Origin of the sequence: Rhodococcus aetherivorans, assembly GCF_025722975.1 — a bacterium.
GTDB classification, from domain to species: Bacteria; Actinomycetota; Actinomycetes; order Mycobacteriales; family Mycobacteriaceae; genus Rhodococcus; species Rhodococcus aetherivorans.
Window position 1 is genome coordinate 1,869,697 of sequence record NZ_CP106982.1, and the last position, 17,901, is coordinate 1,887,597.

Consider the following 17,901-nt stretch of genomic DNA (forward strand, 5'->3'; position numbering starts at 1 on the left):
CATAACGACCCCTTCAACGTTCGGCGCGGAGACGGGCTACAGGATGCTGCGGGGGCGGATGGCGTTGGCCAGGTCGACGAGGGTGTAGCGGTGGGTGCGGGCGGGGGCGTTGCGGGCGAGGGCGCGCAGGCCGGACTCGGTGCCGGCGCGAAGTCCCTTCTCGGTGAAGGGGACGTCGAGGATCGGGTCGAGTTCGCGGCGGGCGGAGTGGCCGGCGCGCACCCAGTCGAGTGCCGTCGACAACACTAGGGTGCGCATCTGCAGGAACCGGCTCTCGTCGGGCGACAACGTCCCCACCCGGCGCGCGGCCTCGCGCAGGTCGGCTTCCTCGAGTTCGTCGATCGGCCTGTCGTGCAACAGGATCAGCACCGTGGTCATGCGGGCGACGGCGTGGTGCCGGGAACTCGCGGGTACCTGGTCGAGCGCCGCGATCGCACCGGCCCGGTCGCCGCGGCGGGTGAGCTGCCGGGCGAGGCCGAACGCCGCGCTGACCACGTTGTGGTCGGTGCGCCACACGGTGCGGTAGTAGTTCTCGCAGAATCGGCGCCAGGCCTCGGGATCGTCGCTCTCCCAGTGCTGCAGGATGAGTTCCGCGGTTGCGGCGAGCGCCAGCTTGGGTGCGGTCTCGCCGGGCATCGCCGCGAGTACCTTCTCGAATCTGCCGAAGGAGGACTCGAATTCGCCGTTGACGAGTTCGGCCAGTCCGGCATACCAGTCGATGCGCCAGTCCGCGCCGAGGTCGCGTTCGAGCTTGCGCAGGATCTCCGCGGCGCGGGTGCCGTGGCCCAGGTCGAGATGGGCGCGCACCTCCGCGAGGGTGATCTCGCGGGAGAACGAGACGTCCGCGGTGCCGACGACGCGTTCGAGCCCGTTGTCGCGCGCGTGCCGCAGCGAGTCGAGGGTCTGCTGGGGCTCGCTGTGCACCGCGGCGGCGAGCAGCGCGGCGCTCGGATCGTTGGGGTCGAGCAGCGGCACCGGCAGCGCCGCCGCCACGTCGCGGGCCGAGAGGTTCTCGTCCCGCGCGACGCCGTCGACGATCGAATCCGTGCGTCCGACGGCCTCGTCCGTCCCGAACGTCGTCCGCTGGCGGCTGAAGACCGACGACAGGCCGGGATGCTCCTCGCCGGTCTGCTGCGACAGGATCTCCCGCAGGACCCCCGTCAGCTGGCTCGCCATCTCGTCGGCCGACCGGAACCGCTGCTGCGGATCGGCGTCGGTCGCCCGCAGCAGCAGCCGGTGGTACGACTCGTACTCCGCCAGCAGCGGTGCCTTCTCGGGGGTGGGCAGGCCGTCGGCCAGGCGGCCCTGCTGCCACGGCATGTCGAGGGTGAGCACGGCCAGGGTCCGGCCGACGGTGTAGATGTCGGTGGCGACGGTCGGGCCCGTGCGCACGATCTCCGGCGCCTGGTAGCCGGGCGTGCCGTACAGGTAGCCGTAGTCCTCGACGCCGGTGACGGCCCCGAGGTCGATGAGCTTGAGCTGCTCCTCGGTGACCATGATGTTCTCGGGCTTGAGGTCGTTGTAGACGAGTCCGATCGAGTGCAGGTAGCTCAGCGCCGGCATGATCTCGAGGACGTACGCGATGGCCTGTTCGACGGGCATCCGGGCCGGCTCGGGACAGCTGTCGAGCACCTCGCGCAGCGAATGCCCGCCCACGTATTCCATGACGATGTAGCCCATCGGGGTGCCGTCCGGGCGCGGGTGCTCGATGAAGTTGAAGATCTTCACGATGCTCGGGTGCGTCACCTCGGCGAGGAACTGCTTCTCGGCGACGGCGACGGCCTGCGCCTCGGCGTCGCCCGAGTGCAGCAGGCCCTTGAGCACGACCCACCGGTCGCTGACGTTCCGGTCGACGGCGAGGTAGATCCAGCCCAGCCCGCCGTGCGCGAGGCAGCCCTGCACCTCGTACTGCCCGCCGACGATGGCGCCGGGCGGCAGCATCGGGACGAACTCGAACGGGGTGCCGCACGAGGGACAGCGCCCGGAGGTGGGGCCCGGTCCGTTCGGCGTGCTGCGGCCGACCGGCTTGCCGCACTTCCAGCAGAACCGCTTGCCCTCGGCCACGTGCGGATCCGGGAGCACCACGGAGGCCGGGTCGACGGGTGCGGGGACCGGGATGTCGACGAGCCCGGCGAGGCGCCGCCGCGAGGGCACGCGCGGCCGGGACCGCCGCGACGACCGCTGCGACGGGACGCTGCCCCGGGAGGGGGCGCTGCGCTGGGCGGCGGGTGCGGTTTCCGGCGGGGCGCTGCGCTGCGTCGCGGGTCCCGTCTCCGGCGCGGCGCTGCGCTCGGTGGCGGGCCCGCCGTCCGGCGGGGCGCTGCGCTGCGTCGCCGCGCCCGGGTCGTGTTCGGTGTCGGACATGCGGCCTCTCAGTCCACGTACGTCGGGGTCGGCGGCGCCGGGGCGGGTCCGAGGACGAGGAGCCAGCGGTTGTAGAGCTGCGTCCACGTCCCGTCGCGACGGATCCGCTCGAGGGTGCCGTTGACGAACCGCACCAGGTCCTCGCGGCCCTTGGCGATGCCGATGCCGTACGGCTCGCTGCCGATCGACGTCCCGACCAGCTCGAGGTACGGATCCTGCGAGGCGAGGCCGGCGAGGATCGTGTCGTCGGTGCTCACCGCGTCCACCTGACGCTGCTGCAGCACCACGAGGCAGTCCGCCCACGTCGGGACGGTGAGGATCGCCGCGGACGGCTGCAGCCGCCGGAGGCGGTCGAGCGACGTGGTTCCCTGCACGACACACACCCGCCGGCCCGCCAGGTCGGCGACGTCGCGGACGTCGGACCCCTTGACCACCAGGACGCGCTGCTGGGCCCGGAAGTAGACGGTGGAGAAGTCGACCCGTTCGCGGCGGGCACACGTGATCGTCATCGTCTTGGCGACGATGTCGACGGTGGAGTCCTGCAGGGCCTGCTCGCGGTCCGCGGAACTGAGGATCCGGAAGTCGAGCAGGTCCGGGCTGCCGAGCAGGTCCCGCGCGATCTCCCGCGCGACGTCCACGTCGAATCCGGTGATCCGGCCGGTCGCCGGATCCCGGAAGCTCATCAGGTTGCTGCCGGTGTCGAGCCCGACGACGAGCCGGCCGCGCGCCCGGATCGCGTCGAGGGTCGGTCCGGTCGTCGCGCCGTCGGGACGCAGGCCGGCGGTGGGGTCGCCGCAGTCCGGTTCCGGGGGGACGGGCGCCGCACTGGGCGCGACGGTGGCGCGTTCCGGCAGGGGCGGCTCGGTGTAGGACGGGTCCGGGTCGGCGAGGATCTCCGGCGGTGAGGTCGCGCAGCCGCCCGTGAATGCGGCGACGGCGACGACCGTCGCGGCGACGAGACGACGCACGTTCACCGGTACTCCCGCAGGCGCGGCCACAGCCCGACGACGATGCCGAGCAGCGCCAGCCCCGTCAACGCCGTCGTGGCGGGGGCGAGCGCGGACAGGGTCTGCGCGGCGCGGTCCTCGTTGCCGCGCAGTTCGGCGCGGGCGAGGTCGATGCCGCGTTCGAGGGCGCGGTCGAGGGTGGCGAACTGGGCGACGGCCTCGTCGGGGCCGGGACCGGTCGCGAGGATCGCGGCGGCCGGGAAGTCCCCGCGGTCGAGCGCGGCCTGCATGCGGTTGTGCGACGCCAGCCATGCGGTGCGTGCCTCGGCGGCACGCACGGCGGGATCGGTGACGATCTCCACCTCCTCGCCGGACGCATACCCGGCGAGCAGCTCGCCGAGCCGGGACATGCTCTGGTCGAACGTCGCGTCGTACTCGCCGGTGGCGTCGCGGCGCACGAGCTGCAGGGTCTCCGCGGTGCGTGCCTGCTGCGCGAGGATGCGGCTGTCGGTGAACACCCCGAGCGGTTCGGCCCCGTGCACGATCGCCCGCTCGGTCGCGCTCGACGAGATCAGTCCGGCCACGAGCAGCCAGCACAGCAGGATTCCCGTCGCCGCGATCGACAGCAGCAGACCGGGATTGAGGGTGCGACGGCTGATCCGGGAGATGATGACGTGCACCGCGGTGAGCGCGACGACCGTCACCAGCAGCAGACCGATCGACGTCCACGGTGGCTGCACCGACGCGCGCTGCGTCGACGAGACCGCCGAGACGCTCTGCGTGTACAGCTCCTGCGCCATCGGCAGCAGCGCCGACTGCATCAGGTTCGACGCCTCGCCGAGATAGGCGGCACCCACCGGGTTGCCGACGCGGTTGTTCGCCCGCGCCGTCTCGACCAGGCCCGTGTACACGGTGAGGCGTTCGGCGATGCCGGACAGCAGCCGGGTGCCCGCACGGTCGCCGGTGGGAATCCCGCCGGCGGCGGCGACGAGCTGGGCGGACGCCTCGCCGACGGCCTGGGCGTAGCGGTCGCGGACCTCCTTCGGCTCGATGCCGCCGGAGATGAAGCCGGTGGCGGCCGCCGCGTCCGCGACCGACAGCGCGCTGTAGAGGTTCTGTGCGGCATCGGCGAGCGGTTCGGTGGTGGCGAGCAACCGATCGTGGGTGGCCTTGCGGCCGGTGACGGTCTGGCCCGCCGCGACCCCGGAGACGAGGAGGAGCACGGCGAGCAGCACACCGAGGGTGACGAGCTTGGCGGGGGTGGAGCGCAGCAGGTCGCGCACCTCGTCGGAGGGGCCGGCGTGGGCGGTCGCGGCGGCCGGCACGTCGTTACGCTGGAGGCGACTCCCCACCGCACCGAGCGTGGGGGTCACGCGCACGTCCACGAGAGCACCCCTTCCGATGTGGCACTGTGTGTGGCGAGCATATAAGCAGTAACGGGATGTTGTTGCCGTCCGAGGACGGTGGACGCCCGGCTCGCGGTCGGCGGCCGGGCGGCAGGGAGGCGGACGCGATGCGAGGTGACGGGGACGGCTGGGCCGTGGGACCCGACGGTGATCGCCGGTGGGGCAGATTCGGCGCGGCCGGATTGCTGCTGCGCGCGCCGCTGCCCGACGGCACGCCGGCCGTGTTGCTGCAGCACCGCGCGGCGTGGAGCCATCAGGGCGGCACGTGGGCGCTGCCCGGCGGCGCCCGCGACAGCGACGAGAGTCCCGTCGCCGCGGCCGTGCGGGAAGCGAACGAGGAGACCGGGATCGACCCGGCGGCGCTGAGCGTGCGCACCGAGCGGGTCACCTCCGGGGTGGCCGGGGGGTGGACGTACACGACGGTCGTCGCGGACACCCCGAGCCCGATGGAGACGACCCTCAACGGGGAGAGCACCGAACTGCGCTGGGTGCCGGAGGCCGACGTCGAGACCATGCCGCTGCACACCGGGTTCGCGGCGGCCTGGCCGGACCTGCGGACCCGTGCGGTGCGGATGCTGCTCGACACCGCCAACGTCCTCGGGTCGCGGCCGACAGGCTGGTGGCGTGACCGCCCGGGCGCCACCGCACGACTGCTCGCGGAGCTGGCGGAGGCGTTGCCCCGCACCGTCGAGCTGCCCGACGGGTGCTTCGGCTGGGTGAGCCGCATCGAAGCGGTCCTCGAGGGGCAGGCCCGCGCGGCGGTGATCCACGACGACCGGACCCCGGTGCACACCGCCGTCGGCAGCGGGGACGACGAGCTGGCCTCCCTGGCGACGGGCACGTCGGCCGTGCTGGACCAGGTGCTCACCGTGGTGGTGACGGCCGACCGGGGACTGCGCGCCCGGCTGCCCGGGGACGTGCCGACCCTGTCGCCGTCGACGGTCCTGGGCTGGCTCTAGCGGACTGCCGGCCGGCGGGCCGGCTCCAGCGGACTGCCGGCCGGCGGGCCGGCTCCAGCGGACTGCCGGACGGCGGGCCGGCTCCAGCGGACGGTCAGCCGGGCAGCGCGGCTTTCAGCGCCGCCGCCGCGGCCCGCGGATTCGGTGCCGCGGTGATGGCCCGGACCACCGCGATGCGGGTGGCGCCGGCGGCGAGCACCTCGGGCAGCCGCTCGGCGTCGATGCCGCCGATCGCGAACCACGGCCGCTGCGGCTGCGACCGGGCCACCTCCCGCAGTACCTCGAGTCCCGCCGGGGTGCGCCCCGGCTTGGTGGGGGTGGACCACACCGGCCCGTGGGCGAAGTAGTCGACGCCCTCCTCGATGTCGGACAGGCTCGCCTGCGCGCGGCTGCCGGTGGACCGGCCGATCACGATCTCCTCGCCGAGGATCTGCCGGGCGTATCGCACCGGCAGGTCGCCCTGACCCAGGTGCAGGATGTCGGCGCCCGCGGCGAGCGCGATGTCGGCACGGTCGTTGACGGCCAGCAGCGCACCGTGCCGGCGGCACGCCGCCGCCAGCACCTCGAGTGCCGCGAGTTCCTCGCGGGCCTCGAGCGGGCCGAACTTCTTCTCGCCCGCCGAACCCTTGTCGCGGAGCTGGACGATGTCGACTCCGCCCGCGAGGGCCTCCTCCGCGAATCGGGCCAGGTCTCCGGTGTCGCGACGGGCGTCGGTGCACAGGTAGAGCCGGGCCTGCGCGAGGCGTTCCCGGGGGGCGGGATGGTTGCCGCGGTAGGTAGTCACGGCGAAGACGGTAGTCTCTGCACTGAACGAATCGACACGGGAGTCCCGGGGATCGCGGGGCTGAGAGGGGGCCTGCCGGCCCCGACCGTCAGCACCTGAACCGGATCATGCCGGCGCAGGGAGTGAGGTGGACGAACTGTGGGAACCGTATCCGTCGTCGGCGGAGGCGTGATCGGGCTGTCGATCGCGTGGCGCGCGGCCCGTGCCGGCTGGACCGTGACCGTGCACGACCCGTCCCCGGGGGCGGGGGCGTCGTGGGTGGCCGGCGGGATGCTGGCACCGTTGTCGGAGGGCTGGCCGGGGGAGGAACACGTCCTCGAACTGGGCGCGGCGTCGCTGGCCCGCTGGCCGGAGTTCGGCGCCGAGCTGTTGCGGGAGACCGGACTGGACCTGTTCACCGCCGACGCGTCGCTGACCGTCGCGCTGGACGCGGCCGACGCGGCCGATCTGCGCACGATCGCCGAGTGGGTCTCGGCTCAGGGGCACGAGATGCGCGTGCTCGGTCGCGCCGAGGTGCGCGAGCTCGAGCCGTCGCTGGGGCCGCGCATCCGCCTGGGCCTGCTGGCCCCGGACGAGCTGGCCGTGGACAACCGGATCCTCGTCGATGCGCTGCGGCGGGCCGTCGCCGAGGCCGGTGTGGCCTTCGTCGATGTGCCGGTGCGCGACGTCGCGGACCTGGACGCCGACCGGGTGGTGCTCGCGGCGGGCGCGGCGTCGGCCCGCCTGTGGCCGGGCTTGCCGGTGCGGCCGGTCAAGGGGGAGATCCTGCGGTTGCGGACCCGCCCGGGTGCGGCGCCCGCCCCGCACCGGACGGTCCGCGGCAGTGTGCACGGCCGGCCGGCATACCTGGTGCCGCGCGCGGACGGCCTCGTCGTGGGCGCGACCCAGTACGAGGCCGACGACACGCAGGTCACCGTCGCGGGGGTGCGGGACCTGATCGCCGACGCCGAGGCGCTGTTCCCGGCGATCGGCGAGTACGAACTGCACGAGGCGAGCGCCGGGCTGCGGCCCATGAGCCCGGACAATCTGCCGCTCATCGGCCGGCTGTCCGAACGGGTGATCGCCGCGACCGGGCATGGCCGCAACGGGGTGCTGCTGACCCCGGTCACCGCGGACGCGGTGGTCGCGGAGCTCGCGGACGAACCCCTCGCTGTCTCGAAACATGCTGATCCACAACGATTCTCGAAGGGGAAAAGGTCATGAACGGTGCGCCGACGGTGGGTGTCACGGTCAACGGGGAGGAGCGCTGGTTCGCGCAGGCGCCGACGATGGCCGAACTGCTCAGCGAACTCGGTCTGCCCGACAAGGGCGTCGCCGTCGCCGTGGACGGTGCCGTGTTCCCGCGGGGGCGCTGGTCCGAACGCGTCGAAAAGGGCTGGCAGATCGAGGTTCTCACGGCGGTGCAGGGTGGCTGAGCGCAACACCGGCCGCGACCCCGGCCACGACCTGCCGCCGCTGACGATCGCCGGGCGGACCTTCTCGTCGCGGCTCATCACCGGCACCGGTGGGGCCGCCAACCTCGCGGTGCTCGAGGAGGCGCTCGTCGCCTCCGGCACCGAGCTGACCACCGTGGCGATGCGCCGCGTGGACGCGGCGTCCGGGACCGGCGTGCTCGATCTGCTGCGCCGCCTCGGCATCGCGCCGCTGCCCAACACCGCCGGCTGCCGCGGCGCCGCCGAGGCGGTGCTCACCGCCCGACTCGGGCGCGAGGCCCTCGGGACGGACTGGGTCAAGCTCGAGGTCATCGCCGACGAACGCACCCTGCTGCCCGACGCGATCGAACTCGTCTCCGCCGCCGAGCAGCTCGTTGACGACGGGTTCGTCGTGCTGCCCTACACCACGGACGATCCGGTGCTGGCGCGACGGCTCGAGGACGTCGGCTGCGCCGCCGTGATGCCGCTCGGCTCGCCGATCGGGACCGGACTGGGCATCGCCAACCCGCACCACATCGAGATGATCGTCGAGGCCGCCGGGGTGCCGGTGATCCTCGACGCCGGCATCGGCACCGCCTCGGACGCCGCGCTCGCGATGGAACTCGGGTGCGACGCGGTGCTGCTGGCGACCGCGGTGACGCGGGCGAAGGACCCGGCGCTCATGGCGTCGGCGATGCGGCACGCCGTCGAGGCGGGCTTCCGGGCCCGGCACGCGGGCCGCATCCCGAAGCGGTTCTGGGCGCAGGCCTCCTCGCCGCTCGAACCGTAGGGGGACCCGAGGGGACGGTGACCGGGTGGTCGCTCGACGTGCGTGTGGTGCCGGACGGGCCGCGGCACCACACGCGCCGTCAGGCGGCGGAGAGCAGCCGTGCGAGGGTGGCTCTTCCCTCGGGTTCGAGGGGCAGCAGCGGCGCTCGGGGATCCCCGACGTCCGAGCCGAGGATGCCGAGGCCCGCCTTGATCGTGGTGGGGAGGCCGCCGGCGACGATGAACTCGAGCAGGGGCCGCAGTTCGGCGTACAGGGCCTGAGCGCGGGCGAGGTCGCCGTCCTCGACGGCCGTGTACAGCGCGAGACACGGCTCGGGCCGCAGGCACGGCGCGGCGGTGCACCAGCCGGACGCCCCGGCCCTCAGCGCCTCGAGCACGAGCGGGTTGCTGCCGTTGTAGAACGGCAGGCGGCCCTCGCTGAGCTCGGCGATGCGCTGCATCCGGGACAGATCGCCGGTGGACTCCTTGACCATGGTGAGGTTGTCGATGGTGTCGAACATCGACACCAGCAGTTCCGGGCTCATGTCGATGCCGCTGGTGGCGGGGTTGTTGTACGCCATGACGGGAATGTCGATCGCCGCACCGACGGCGGCGTAGTGGCAGGTGATCTCGCGATCGGTGAGCTTCCAGTACGACACGGGGAGCACCATGACGGCCGAGGCGCCCGCCGTCTGCGCGCGACGGGCCCGGCGGACGGTGTTCGCCGTCGTCAGGTCGGACACTCCGACGACGACGGGGACGCGGCCGGCGACGGCGGCGATCGTGGTGTCGAGAACGGTGTCGAACTCCTTCTCGGTGAGATAGGCGCTCTCGCCGGTACTGCCGAGTGGGGCGACGGCGTGCACACCCTCCCCGACGAGGCGGTCGACGAGCGCGGTGAGCGCGCCGGTGTCGACCGTCGCATCGGCGCCGGAGGTGAACGGGGTGATCGGGTAGGCGATGATGCCTTCCAGTGTGGTCAAGGCAGAGAATCCTTTTCGTCTCGTGAAAGCGGGGGCGAGCAACCTCGCCGGGGGCCGGTGGGCGCTCAGCCGGCGATCGCGTCCGGGTGCCGGGCCAGGGCGCGACGTGCGTAGTAGGCGAAGTTGGCCTGGCTGCGTTTCGGGGTGAGGGTCCAGTCGTGCGCCTCTCGCGCGAGCCGGGCCGGAAGTTCGGCGATCGTGCCGGCCGCCATGGCGGCGAGTTGCAGCTCGGCGCCGCGTTCGATCAGCACGGCGAGCGAGCACGCCTCCTCGATGCCGGCCCCGGCGACGACGTGGCCGTGGTGGGCCAGGAGGATCGCCTTCTTCGAACCGAGCGCGGCAGTGATGATCTCGCCTTCCTCGTTGCCGACCGGCACGCCGGGCCAGGCGGGGAGGAAGGCGCAGTCGTCGTAGAGCGGCGCGATGTCCATCTGGGACACCACGAGCGGGACTTCGAGCATGGACAGTGCGGCGACATGGAACGGATGGGTGTGGACGATGCACTGCACGTCGGGGCGCGCGCGGTAGATCCAGCTGTGGAACCGGTTGGCGGGATTGGCCATCCCGGAGCCGTCGAGAACCTGGAGATCCTCGTCGACCAACAGCAGGTTGTCCTCGGTGATCTCGTCGAACCCGAGGCCCAGCTGCTGGGTGTAGTAGGTCCCCGGTTCTTCGGCGCGGGCGGTGATCTGGCCCGCCAGGCCGGAGTCGTGCCCGGCGTCGAACAGGATTCGGCAGGTCAGGGCGAGCTTCTGGCGCGTCGTCCAGCCGGACTCCGCAAGGTGGGTCCGCATGCGGGCCTGGGCCTGGTGCATCAACTCCGCTTTCGTAGCGGTGAACGTCCCGGACATCGATCGGCCTCCTCGATCTCGACTGTGGTGGACACGAGGGAGACTATAGGACACTTTGTGTCATATACAGCTACTTTCGTCGGGAGAGCCCTCGACAGGACACTTTGTAGACTCGCCGTGTGAGGGGTGACGACGGAAGGACGGGGCCGTGACCGCGCTGGTGCGAGCGTTACGCAAGGAGCGGGGGCTCACGCTCGAGGCCCTCGCGGCGCAGACCGGGTTGACCAAGAGCTACCTGTCCAAGATCGAGCGCGAGCGCAGCACACCGTCGATCGCGGTGGCGATGAGGATCGCCCGCGCCCTCGACGTCGACGTCGGGCAGCTGTTCGCGGACGACGCGTCGCGTTCGCGGATGACGATCGAGCGCGCCCCCGCCCGGGCCGGGGCGGACCGCTACCACCCCGTCGCCGCGGGAATGCTGGGGAAAGCGATGTCCCCGTTCGTCGTCCGGCCCGGACGCGACTTCGCCGACGACCCGCACCCCGAGCACAGCGGCCAGGAGTTCGTGTTCGTCGTCTCCGGATCGATCGAACTCGACCACGGGGGGACGATCGTCACCCTGGACTCCGGCGACTGCGCCTATTTCGACGCCTCCCTCGATCATCGGCTCCGCAGCACCGGCCCGGTGGACGCCGAGGTCCTCGTCGTCGCGTGCAACGACAACCACTGATCGAGACGCCTGCAGGACCGTAGGGCGACCCCGCGCGGCGCGATCCGCCCGAATCGGGCAGGCTGTGGGTCATGATCGAAGTGACCGGACTGACGAAGACCTTCGGTTCCACCGTCGCCGTCGACGATGTGACGTTCACGGTCCGGCCGGGGATCGTCACCGGATTCCTCGGCCCCAACGGCGCCGGGAAATCCACGACGATGCGGATGATCCTCGGCCTCGACCGGCCCACCGCCGGGACCGCGCTGATCGACGGCGTCCCCTACCGGCAGCTGAAGCGGCCGCTGCGGACCGTCGGTGCGCTGCTCGACGCGCGCTGGGTACACCCGAACCGGTCGGCGCGGGCACACCTGCGCTGGCTCGCCGCGTCCAACGGCCTGCCGAACTCGCGGGTCGAGGAGGTGCTCGCGCTCGTCGGCCTGACCGAGGTGGCCGACAAGCGCGCGGGCGGTTTCTCGCTCGGCATGTCGCAGCGGCTCGGACTGGCCGGTGCCCTGCTCGGCGACCCGAAGGTGCTGCTGTTCGACGAGCCCGTCAACGGCCTCGACCCCGAGGGCATCGTGTGGATCCGGCGGTTCATGCAGGCCCTCGCGACGGAGGGCCGCACCGTGCTCGTGTCGAGCCACCTGCTGTCGGAGATGGCGCAGACCGCCGACCACCTGCTGGTGATCGGCCGGGGCCGGCTCATCGCGGACACGTCCGTCGCGGAGTTCGTCGAGCGGGCGTCGGAGGCGACGGTGCGGGTGCGCAGCCCACAGCTCGACACGCTGCGGACGGCACTGACCGGGCAGGGCCACACCGTCCGGGACGACGAGGGCGCGCTGATCGTCAGCGGCGTCACCACCGCGCAGGTGGGTGAGGTCGCAGCTGCGCACTCGGTGGTGCTGCACGAACTGGCGGGCCAGAACGCGTCGCTCGAGGAGGCGTTCATGAAACTGACCGGAGACGACGTGCAGTACCAGGGAGCCGTGGCCGGGGGCCCGGCTGTGCAGCCGATGAAGGGGGAGCTGCGATGAGCGTGGCCGTGGACAACGCCGGCACGACGAGCGTGGTCGTGGACACCGTCAAGGCGGAACGGATCAAACTGACCTCCACCCAGTCGCCGTGGTGGTGCACCGTCGTGATCGTCGCGCTGGGCCTCGGCCTCGCGGCGATCCTCGGCGCCGCGTCCAAGGCGAGCATGTCCGTCGACGAGGAGGTCGGCCGGTTCTACCCGACCGTCGACGTCGCGGTCAGCGGCGTCGCCGGCTTCGGCGTGCTCGTGCTGATGATCCTCGCGGCGCTGTCGGTGACCAGCGAGTACCGGTTCGGGGTCATCCGTACCACGTTCCAGGCCATGCCGAACCGCAGCGCCGTCCTCGTCGTCAAGGCGCTGCTGATCGGGGTGTTCGGCGCGGTACTGACCGGCGTGCTGGCCCTCGCCTCGTTCTATCTCGCCAAGGCCCTCGCCGGCCCGGAGGCCGGGCGGGACCTGGTGCTCGAGGGCGACGATGCGTGGCGGTCGATCTACGGCGTCGCGATCTACGCGCTGCTGTGCGCGGTGCTCGCCGTCGCGGTGGGGGCGCTGTTGCGCCAGTCCGCCGGCACCATCGCGCTGCTGCTGCTGTGGCCGCTGCTGATCGAGTCGCTGTTCGCGCTGTTCGGTTCGTTCGGCCGGCAGGTGCAGCCCTTCCTGCCGTTCGCCAATGCCAACCACTTCCTCGGCAGCGAGCAGGGCATCGACTTCCACTGGGGGCCGTGGGGTTCGCTGGTGTACTTCGCGGTGTTCGTCGCCGTGGTGTTCGCGGCCGCGCTGGTCGTGGTGAACCGGCGCGACGCGTGAGTATTCTCGGCGGATGAACCGGGGAGCGCGGGTACGGGCCGGGGGCGCCGTCGCGGCGATCGTGCTGCTGGTGGCGGCATGTTCGGAGGAGCCGCCGGCGCCGCCGCCGGTGGACCCGGCCGCGCTGGCGGGGGCCGTGGGAATCGACGCGGTGGTCGGCCACCTCACGGAACTCGAACGCATCGCCACCGAGCACGACGGCAACCGCGCCGTGGGCACCGCCGGCTACGACGCGAGCGTCGACTACGTCGCCGGCCGGTTGCGCGACGCGGGATTCGACGTGCAGACCCCGGAGTTCGACGTCCGCAGTTTCGACGTGGAGACCGAGACCCTGACCGTCGCCGGCGCGCCGGTGCCGGTCCGGGCCCTCGAGTTCTCGCCGTCCACCGGTCCGGACGGACTCACCGCCCGGCTCGTGCCGGTGCCCGCCGACGACACGCCCGGGTGCGAGGCCTCCGACTACGACGGTCTCGACGTCTCCGGCGCCGTCGTGCTCGTCACGCGCGGGGTGTGCCCGTTCTTCGTCAAGCAGCAGGTCGCGGCCGAACGCGGTGCGGCGGCGCTCCTCGTCGCCAACAACGAGGACGGTGCGCTCGCCGGCGCCACCCTCGGCGAGGAGGGCAACGACCTCGTGCCCGCCGCGGGGATCAGCGGCGCCGACGGCCGCGCGCTCGCCGCCGCACCCACCACGGTGACCCTCGTCCTCGACACCCGCGTCGACAGCGTGCGCTCGCGCAACGTGCTCGCGCAGACCACCACGGGCTCGACCGACGACGTGGTCGTCGTCGGCGCCCACCTCGACAGCGTCCCGGAGGGACCGGGCATCAACGACAACGGCACCGGCGTCGCCGCGGTGCTCGAGACGGCCCTGCAGCTCGGCAGCGACCCGGGTGTCACCAACGCGGTGCGGTTCGCGTTCTGGGGCGCCGAGGAGGTCGGGCTGGTCGGCTCCACCGACTATGTGGCCTCCCTGGACGACTCCGCCCGCGAGGACATCGCCCTGTACCTGAACTTCGACATGCTCGGGTCGCCGAATCCCGGCTACCTCGTCTACGACGGCGACGACTCCGACGCGGTGGGCGCAGGACCGGGACCGGAAGGCTCGGCCGGCATCGAGCGCACCTTCCTGGGCTACCTGACGTCGCGGGGCGTCGCCGCGGACGGCACCGACTTCGACGGCCGCTCCGACTACGGGCCGTTCGTCGACGCGGGCATCCCCTCCGGGGGCGTGTTCTCCGGTGCCGACGACCGCAAGACCCCGGAGCAGGCGGGCAAGTGGGGCGGCACCGGCGACGCGCCGTTCGACCCGAACTACCACAGCCCGCAGGACACGCTCGCCAACATCGACCGGGCCGCGCTCGCCGTCGCCGCCTCGGCCGTCGGGTACGGGGTGGGCACGTATGCGCGGACCGTCACGGGACCGGACGGGGTTCCCGTCGGGCCGCAGCGCGCCGAGGTCCGCTCCGATGGATGAGACGCCGGCCCCGGGCTTCGGTCGTCGCCTCGCGGACCGGTTCTCGGCCGTGGACCGGCGGCCCGAGCTGGTCCGGCTGGCTCGGCGGCTGCGGCGCGCGCTCCCCGGCGATCCCGGGTTCGGCGATCCGCTGTCCACCGCCGGGACCAGCGGGCCGCAGGCCGTCGCCCGGCTGGCCGGACGGTGGCGCGACGTCGACGAACCGAGCGCGGTGCACGAACTCGGATTCGGCGTGCTGCAGGCCTGGCAGGCGCTGCTCGAACGCGCCGGCGCCGGCCGCGGCGACCGGGAGGTCACCGTGGTCTTCACCGACCTCGTGGGGTTCTCGACGTGGTCCCTCGCCGCGGGCGACGTCGCCACCCTCGACCTGCTGCGGCGCGTCGCCCGGACGCTGGAGCCGGCGTTCACGGACCGCGGCGGCACCGTCGTCAAGCGGCTCGGCGACGGTCTGATGGTGGTGTTCGACCGGCCGGAACGGGCGCTGGACGCGATCTTCGCGGCCCGCGCCGCCCTGACCGCGGTGACCGCGGACGGCTACCGGCCGCGGATCCGGGTCGGCGCGCACACCGGTCGGCCCCGGCGGATCGGCAGCGACTGGCTGGGCGTCGACGTCACCGTCGCGGCCCGCATGATGGAGCTCGCCGGGAACGGGCACGTGGTGGTGTCCTCCGCGACGCTCGACGCACTGCCGGCCGGTGCCGTCGACACGCTCGGCCTCGAGGTGCGCCCGCACCGGCGCGGGCTGTTCGCGTCGGCCCCCAAGGGTGTACCGCCCGAACTCGGGATCTGGCGGATCAGGACTGCAGTCGCCACAGGGGGTTGACCGGGCCGTGCCCGGCGCCGAGGTCGTACGACCACTCCAGGCACCGGGTGACCCACTCCTTGCCGAACTCCACGGCCTCGGGCACCGACCACCCGTGGGCGAGGGCCGACGCGATCGCCGCGGCGAGCGTGTCGCCGCCGCCGTGATCGTTGCCGGTGTCGATGCGGGGGCTGGTGAACTCGAGGAACCGGTCCCCGTCGAACAGCAGGTCGGTGCTGACGTCGGAGGTGCGCAGGTGCCCGCCCTTGACGATCGCCCACTGCGCGCCGAGGCCGTGCAGCGCCTCGGCGGCGCGTCGCGCGGAGGCGTCGTCGACCACCTCGATGCCGGTGATCAGCCGCACCTCGTCGAGGTTCGGCGTGACCACCGTGGCCTGCGGTATCAGGGTGTGCCGCACCGCGTCGAGAGCCTCCGCGTGCAGCAGGGGATCGCCGTGCATCGACGCGCACACCGGGTCGACCACGAGCGGCACCGGCCGATCGCGGCCGATGCCGACCTCCGCGCACACCGCGGCGACCGCCTCGATGATCCCGGTGGAGGCGAGCATGCCGGTCTTGGCGCCCGAGACCCCGATGTCCTCCACCACGCACCGCACCTGCGCGGCCACCGTCTCGGGCGGGATCTCGTGAAAGCCGCTGACGCCCACGGAGTTCTGCACGGTCACGGCCGCGACGGCGACGCAGGCGTGCACGCCGCACATCGCCATGGTGCGCGAGTCGGCCTGGATGCCGGCCCCGCCACCCGAGTCGGTTCCGGCGATGGTGAGGGCACGGACCGGGGTTCGGCCCTTCGGGGCCAGGGGCAGCAGCTTCACGGCTGCGACCCTACCGATTCGATCGGGACGTAGACCTGGCCACCCGCGCCGGCGAATTCGGCGGCCTTGCCGGCCAGCCCGGCCCGCACGTCCGCGGAGATCCGCATCGAGCAGAACTTCGGGCCGCACATCGAGCAGAAGTGGGCCTTCTTGGCCGGCTCCGCCGGCAGCGTCTCGTCGTGGAACGCGCGGGCGGTGTCCGGGTCGAGGGACAACGCGAACTGGTCGTGCCACCGGAACTCGAACCGGGCGCGGGAGAGCGCGTCGTCGCGTTCCCGGGCGCGCGGGTGGCCCTTGGCGAGATCCGCCGCGTGGGCGGCGATCCTGTACGCGATCACCCCGGTCTTGACGTCGTCCCGATCGGGCAGGCCCAGGTGCTCCTTCGGCGTGACGTAGCAGAGCATCGCGGTGCCGGCCCGGGCGATCATCGCGGCGCCGATCGCCGAGGTGATGTGGTCGTAGGCGGGAGCGATGTCGGTGGTGAGCGGCCCGAGGGTGTAGAAGGGGGCCTCCTCGCACAGCTCCTCCTCGAGCCGCACGTTCTCCTCGATCAGGTGCATCGGCACGTGTCCGGGACCCTCGATCAGCACCTGGACGCCGTGCGACTTCGCGACGCGGGTGAGTTCCCCGAGCGTGCGCAGCTCGGCGAACTGGGCGGCGTCGTTGGCGTCGGCGACGGAGCCGGGACGCAGGCCGTCGCCGAGGGAGATCGTCACGTCGTAGCGCTGCAGGATCTCGCACAGCTCGGCGAAGTGTGTGTACAGGAACGACTCCCGATGGTGCGCCAGGCACCATGCGGCCATGATGGCGCCGCCGCGCGAGACGATGCCGGTCACCCGGTGCGCGGTGAGCGGGATGTGCCGCAGCAGCACCCCGGCGTGGACGGTCATGTAGTCGACGCCCTGCTCGCACTGTTCGATCACGGTGTCGCGGTACATCTCCCAGGTCAGCGCGGCCGGATCGCCACCGGCCTGCTCGACGGCCTGGTAGATCGGCACCGTGCCGACGGGCACCGGCGAGTTGCGCAGGATCCACTCGCGGGTCTCGTGGATGCGCGGGCCGGTGGACAGGTCCATGACGGTGTCGGCCCCCCACCGGGTCGCCCACACCATCTTGTCGACCTCCTCGGCGATCGAGGAGGTCACCGCGCTGTTGCCGATGTTCGCGTTGACCTTCACCCCGAACGCCTTGCCGATGACCATCGGCTCGAGCTCGGGGTGGCGGTGGTTCGCCGGGATCACGGCCCGGCCGGCGGCGACCTCGGCGCGGACCGTCTCGGCGGGTACGCCCTCCCGGGCGGCGCAATAGCGCATCTCCGGGGTGACGACGCCCGCACGGGCGGCGGCGAGCTGCGTGCCCGGGTGCCGCGGCCACCCGGCCCGCAGTGCCGGCAGGCCCGCGGCCAGGTCGACCACGACGTCGGACTCGGTGTACGGCCCGGACGTGTCGTACAGGTCGTGGTGCTCGCCGGTGGTCAGGTGGACCCGGCGTACCGGGACCGACATCCCCGGTTCCCCGGGCACGGCGACGTAGTGCTTGGTGCTGCCCTCGATGGGGCCGGTGGTGACGGCGCCCGCGCCGGACGCGGACGAGCCGGATACAGCTGTGCTCACGAGATGATCTCCCTACGCCGGAATTACCCGGTCAGGTTCTACGGTCGACGGCCCCGAGCCGTCCTCTCAGCCCGCTGGTGCGAGCTCCCGTGTGGTTGCGATGTGCGGTGCCACCATAGCGCAGCACCGTGCCGGGGGCAGGACGGCACCGCGCGGGGGGTGGCAGGGCAGCACCGTGCCGGGGCAGGGCAGCACCGTGCCGGGGCAGGGC

Annotated in this window: 17 protein-coding genes and 1 riboswitch; of the genes, 9 read left to right on the forward strand and 8 right to left on the reverse strand. The window is 72.7% G+C overall.

All coding sequences use genetic code 11. From position 1 onward, the window contains the following. Positions 1-36: 36 nt before the first annotated feature. Genes OCS65_RS08550 through OCS65_RS08560 form a run of 3 tightly spaced genes read right to left on the reverse strand, consistent with a single transcriptional unit; the run spans position 37 to position 4,696 of the window. Entirely contained in the window at positions 37-2,364 is a 2,328-nt protein-coding gene (locus OCS65_RS08550) for a serine/threonine-protein kinase (RefSeq protein WP_006938196.1), read from the reverse strand. A gap of 8 nt (positions 2,365-2,372) precedes the next feature. Continuing rightward, complete coding sequence (locus OCS65_RS08555) at positions 2,373-3,338, reverse strand: glutamate ABC transporter substrate-binding protein (protein ID WP_029545345.1); 966 nt, start codon at positions 3,336-3,338, stop codon at positions 2,373-2,375. After that, the gene (locus tag OCS65_RS08560) at positions 3,335-4,696 is read right to left on the reverse strand and encodes a hypothetical protein (RefSeq protein ID WP_006938198.1); all 1,362 of its coding nucleotides are present in this window, start codon (positions 4,694-4,696) and stop codon (positions 3,335-3,337) included. Before OCS65_RS08560 ends, OCS65_RS08555 begins: the two co-directional genes overlap by 4 nt. Positions 4,697-4,824: 128 nt before the next feature. Between OCS65_RS08560 and OCS65_RS08565 the strand changes: the two genes are divergently transcribed. Further along, positions 4,825-5,676, forward strand: coding sequence for an NUDIX hydrolase (locus OCS65_RS08565; RefSeq protein ID WP_006938212.1), 852 nt, complete (start codon positions 4,825-4,827; stop codon positions 5,674-5,676). A 94-nt stretch (positions 5,677-5,770) separates the two neighbouring features. On the opposite strand, the gene thiE is transcribed toward OCS65_RS08565, so the two are convergent. Then, a complete protein-coding gene (gene thiE / locus OCS65_RS08570) occupies positions 5,771-6,460 on the reverse strand; it encodes a thiamine phosphate synthase (protein WP_006938213.1) in 690 nt (229 codons plus the stop codon). Positions 6,461-6,486: 26 nt separating this feature from the next. Further along, positions 6,487-6,599: riboswitch (TPP riboswitch) on the forward strand. Between thiE and thiO the strand changes: the two genes are divergently transcribed. The 3 genes from thiO (at position 6,599) to thiG (ending at position 8,662) form a co-directional block, all read left to right on the forward strand. Next, complete coding sequence (gene thiO, locus OCS65_RS08575; RefSeq protein ID WP_006938214.1) at positions 6,599-7,663, forward strand: glycine oxidase ThiO; 1,065 nt, start codon at positions 6,599-6,601, stop codon at positions 7,661-7,663. Its footprint overlaps the riboswitch before it by 1 nt. Beyond that, a complete protein-coding gene (thiS, locus tag OCS65_RS08580) occupies positions 7,660-7,875 on the forward strand; it encodes a sulfur carrier protein ThiS (RefSeq protein ID WP_029545344.1) in 216 nt (71 codons plus the stop codon). The genes thiO and thiS overlap by 4 nt, the downstream gene beginning before the upstream one ends. Next, a complete protein-coding gene (gene thiG / locus OCS65_RS08585) occupies positions 7,868-8,662 on the forward strand; it encodes a thiazole synthase (protein WP_269151823.1) in 795 nt (264 codons plus the stop codon). Before thiS ends, thiG begins: the two co-directional genes overlap by 8 nt. A gap of 79 nt (positions 8,663-8,741) precedes the next feature. On the opposite strand, the gene OCS65_RS08590 is transcribed toward thiG, so the two are convergent. Next, positions 8,742-9,623 carry a dihydrodipicolinate synthase family protein gene (locus tag OCS65_RS08590; protein WP_231772584.1) on the reverse strand — a complete coding sequence of 294 codons (882 nt, stop codon included), beginning with the start codon at positions 9,621-9,623 and terminating at the stop codon, positions 8,742-8,744. Between the two features lie 65 nt (positions 9,624-9,688). Continuing rightward, positions 9,689-10,474, reverse strand: a complete 786-nt coding sequence (locus OCS65_RS08595; protein WP_231772585.1) for an aldolase — start codon at positions 10,472-10,474, stop codon at positions 9,689-9,691. Positions 10,475-10,622: 148 nt separating this feature from the next. On the opposite strand from OCS65_RS08595, the gene OCS65_RS08600 reads away from it, so the two are divergent. From OCS65_RS08600 to OCS65_RS08620, 5 genes are all read left to right on the forward strand, one after another. Beyond that, positions 10,623-11,144, forward strand: a complete 522-nt coding sequence (locus OCS65_RS08600; RefSeq protein WP_231772586.1) for a helix-turn-helix domain-containing protein — start codon at positions 10,623-10,625, stop codon at positions 11,142-11,144. 71 nt (positions 11,145-11,215) lie between these two features. Beyond that, the gene (locus tag OCS65_RS08605; protein ID WP_006938220.1) at positions 11,216-12,160 is read left to right on the forward strand and encodes an ABC transporter ATP-binding protein; all 945 of its coding nucleotides are present in this window, start codon (positions 11,216-11,218) and stop codon (positions 12,158-12,160) included. Further along, entirely contained in the window at positions 12,157-12,966 is an 810-nt protein-coding gene (locus OCS65_RS08610; RefSeq protein WP_050035671.1) for an ABC transporter permease, read from the forward strand. The genes OCS65_RS08605 and OCS65_RS08610 overlap by 4 nt, the downstream gene beginning before the upstream one ends. Positions 12,967-12,979: 13 nt before the next feature. Continuing rightward, a complete protein-coding gene (locus OCS65_RS08615; protein ID WP_231772587.1) occupies positions 12,980-14,440 on the forward strand; it encodes a M28 family peptidase in 1,461 nt (486 codons plus the stop codon). Then, a complete protein-coding gene (locus OCS65_RS08620) occupies positions 14,433-15,263 on the forward strand; it encodes an adenylate/guanylate cyclase domain-containing protein (protein WP_029545340.1) in 831 nt (276 codons plus the stop codon). Before OCS65_RS08615 ends, OCS65_RS08620 begins: the two co-directional genes overlap by 8 nt. Here the strand turns inward: OCS65_RS08620 and thiD are convergent. Further along, the gene (thiD, locus tag OCS65_RS08625) at positions 15,235-16,077 is read right to left on the reverse strand and encodes a bifunctional hydroxymethylpyrimidine kinase/phosphomethylpyrimidine kinase (protein WP_006938226.1); all 843 of its coding nucleotides are present in this window, start codon (positions 16,075-16,077) and stop codon (positions 15,235-15,237) included. The two genes, OCS65_RS08620 and thiD, sit on opposite strands and share 29 nt — an antisense overlap. Continuing rightward, entirely contained in the window at positions 16,074-17,690 is a 1,617-nt protein-coding gene (thiC, locus tag OCS65_RS08630) for a phosphomethylpyrimidine synthase ThiC (RefSeq protein ID WP_006938227.1), read from the reverse strand. Before thiC ends, thiD begins: the two co-directional genes overlap by 4 nt. Positions 17,691-17,901 lie beyond the last annotated feature (211 nt).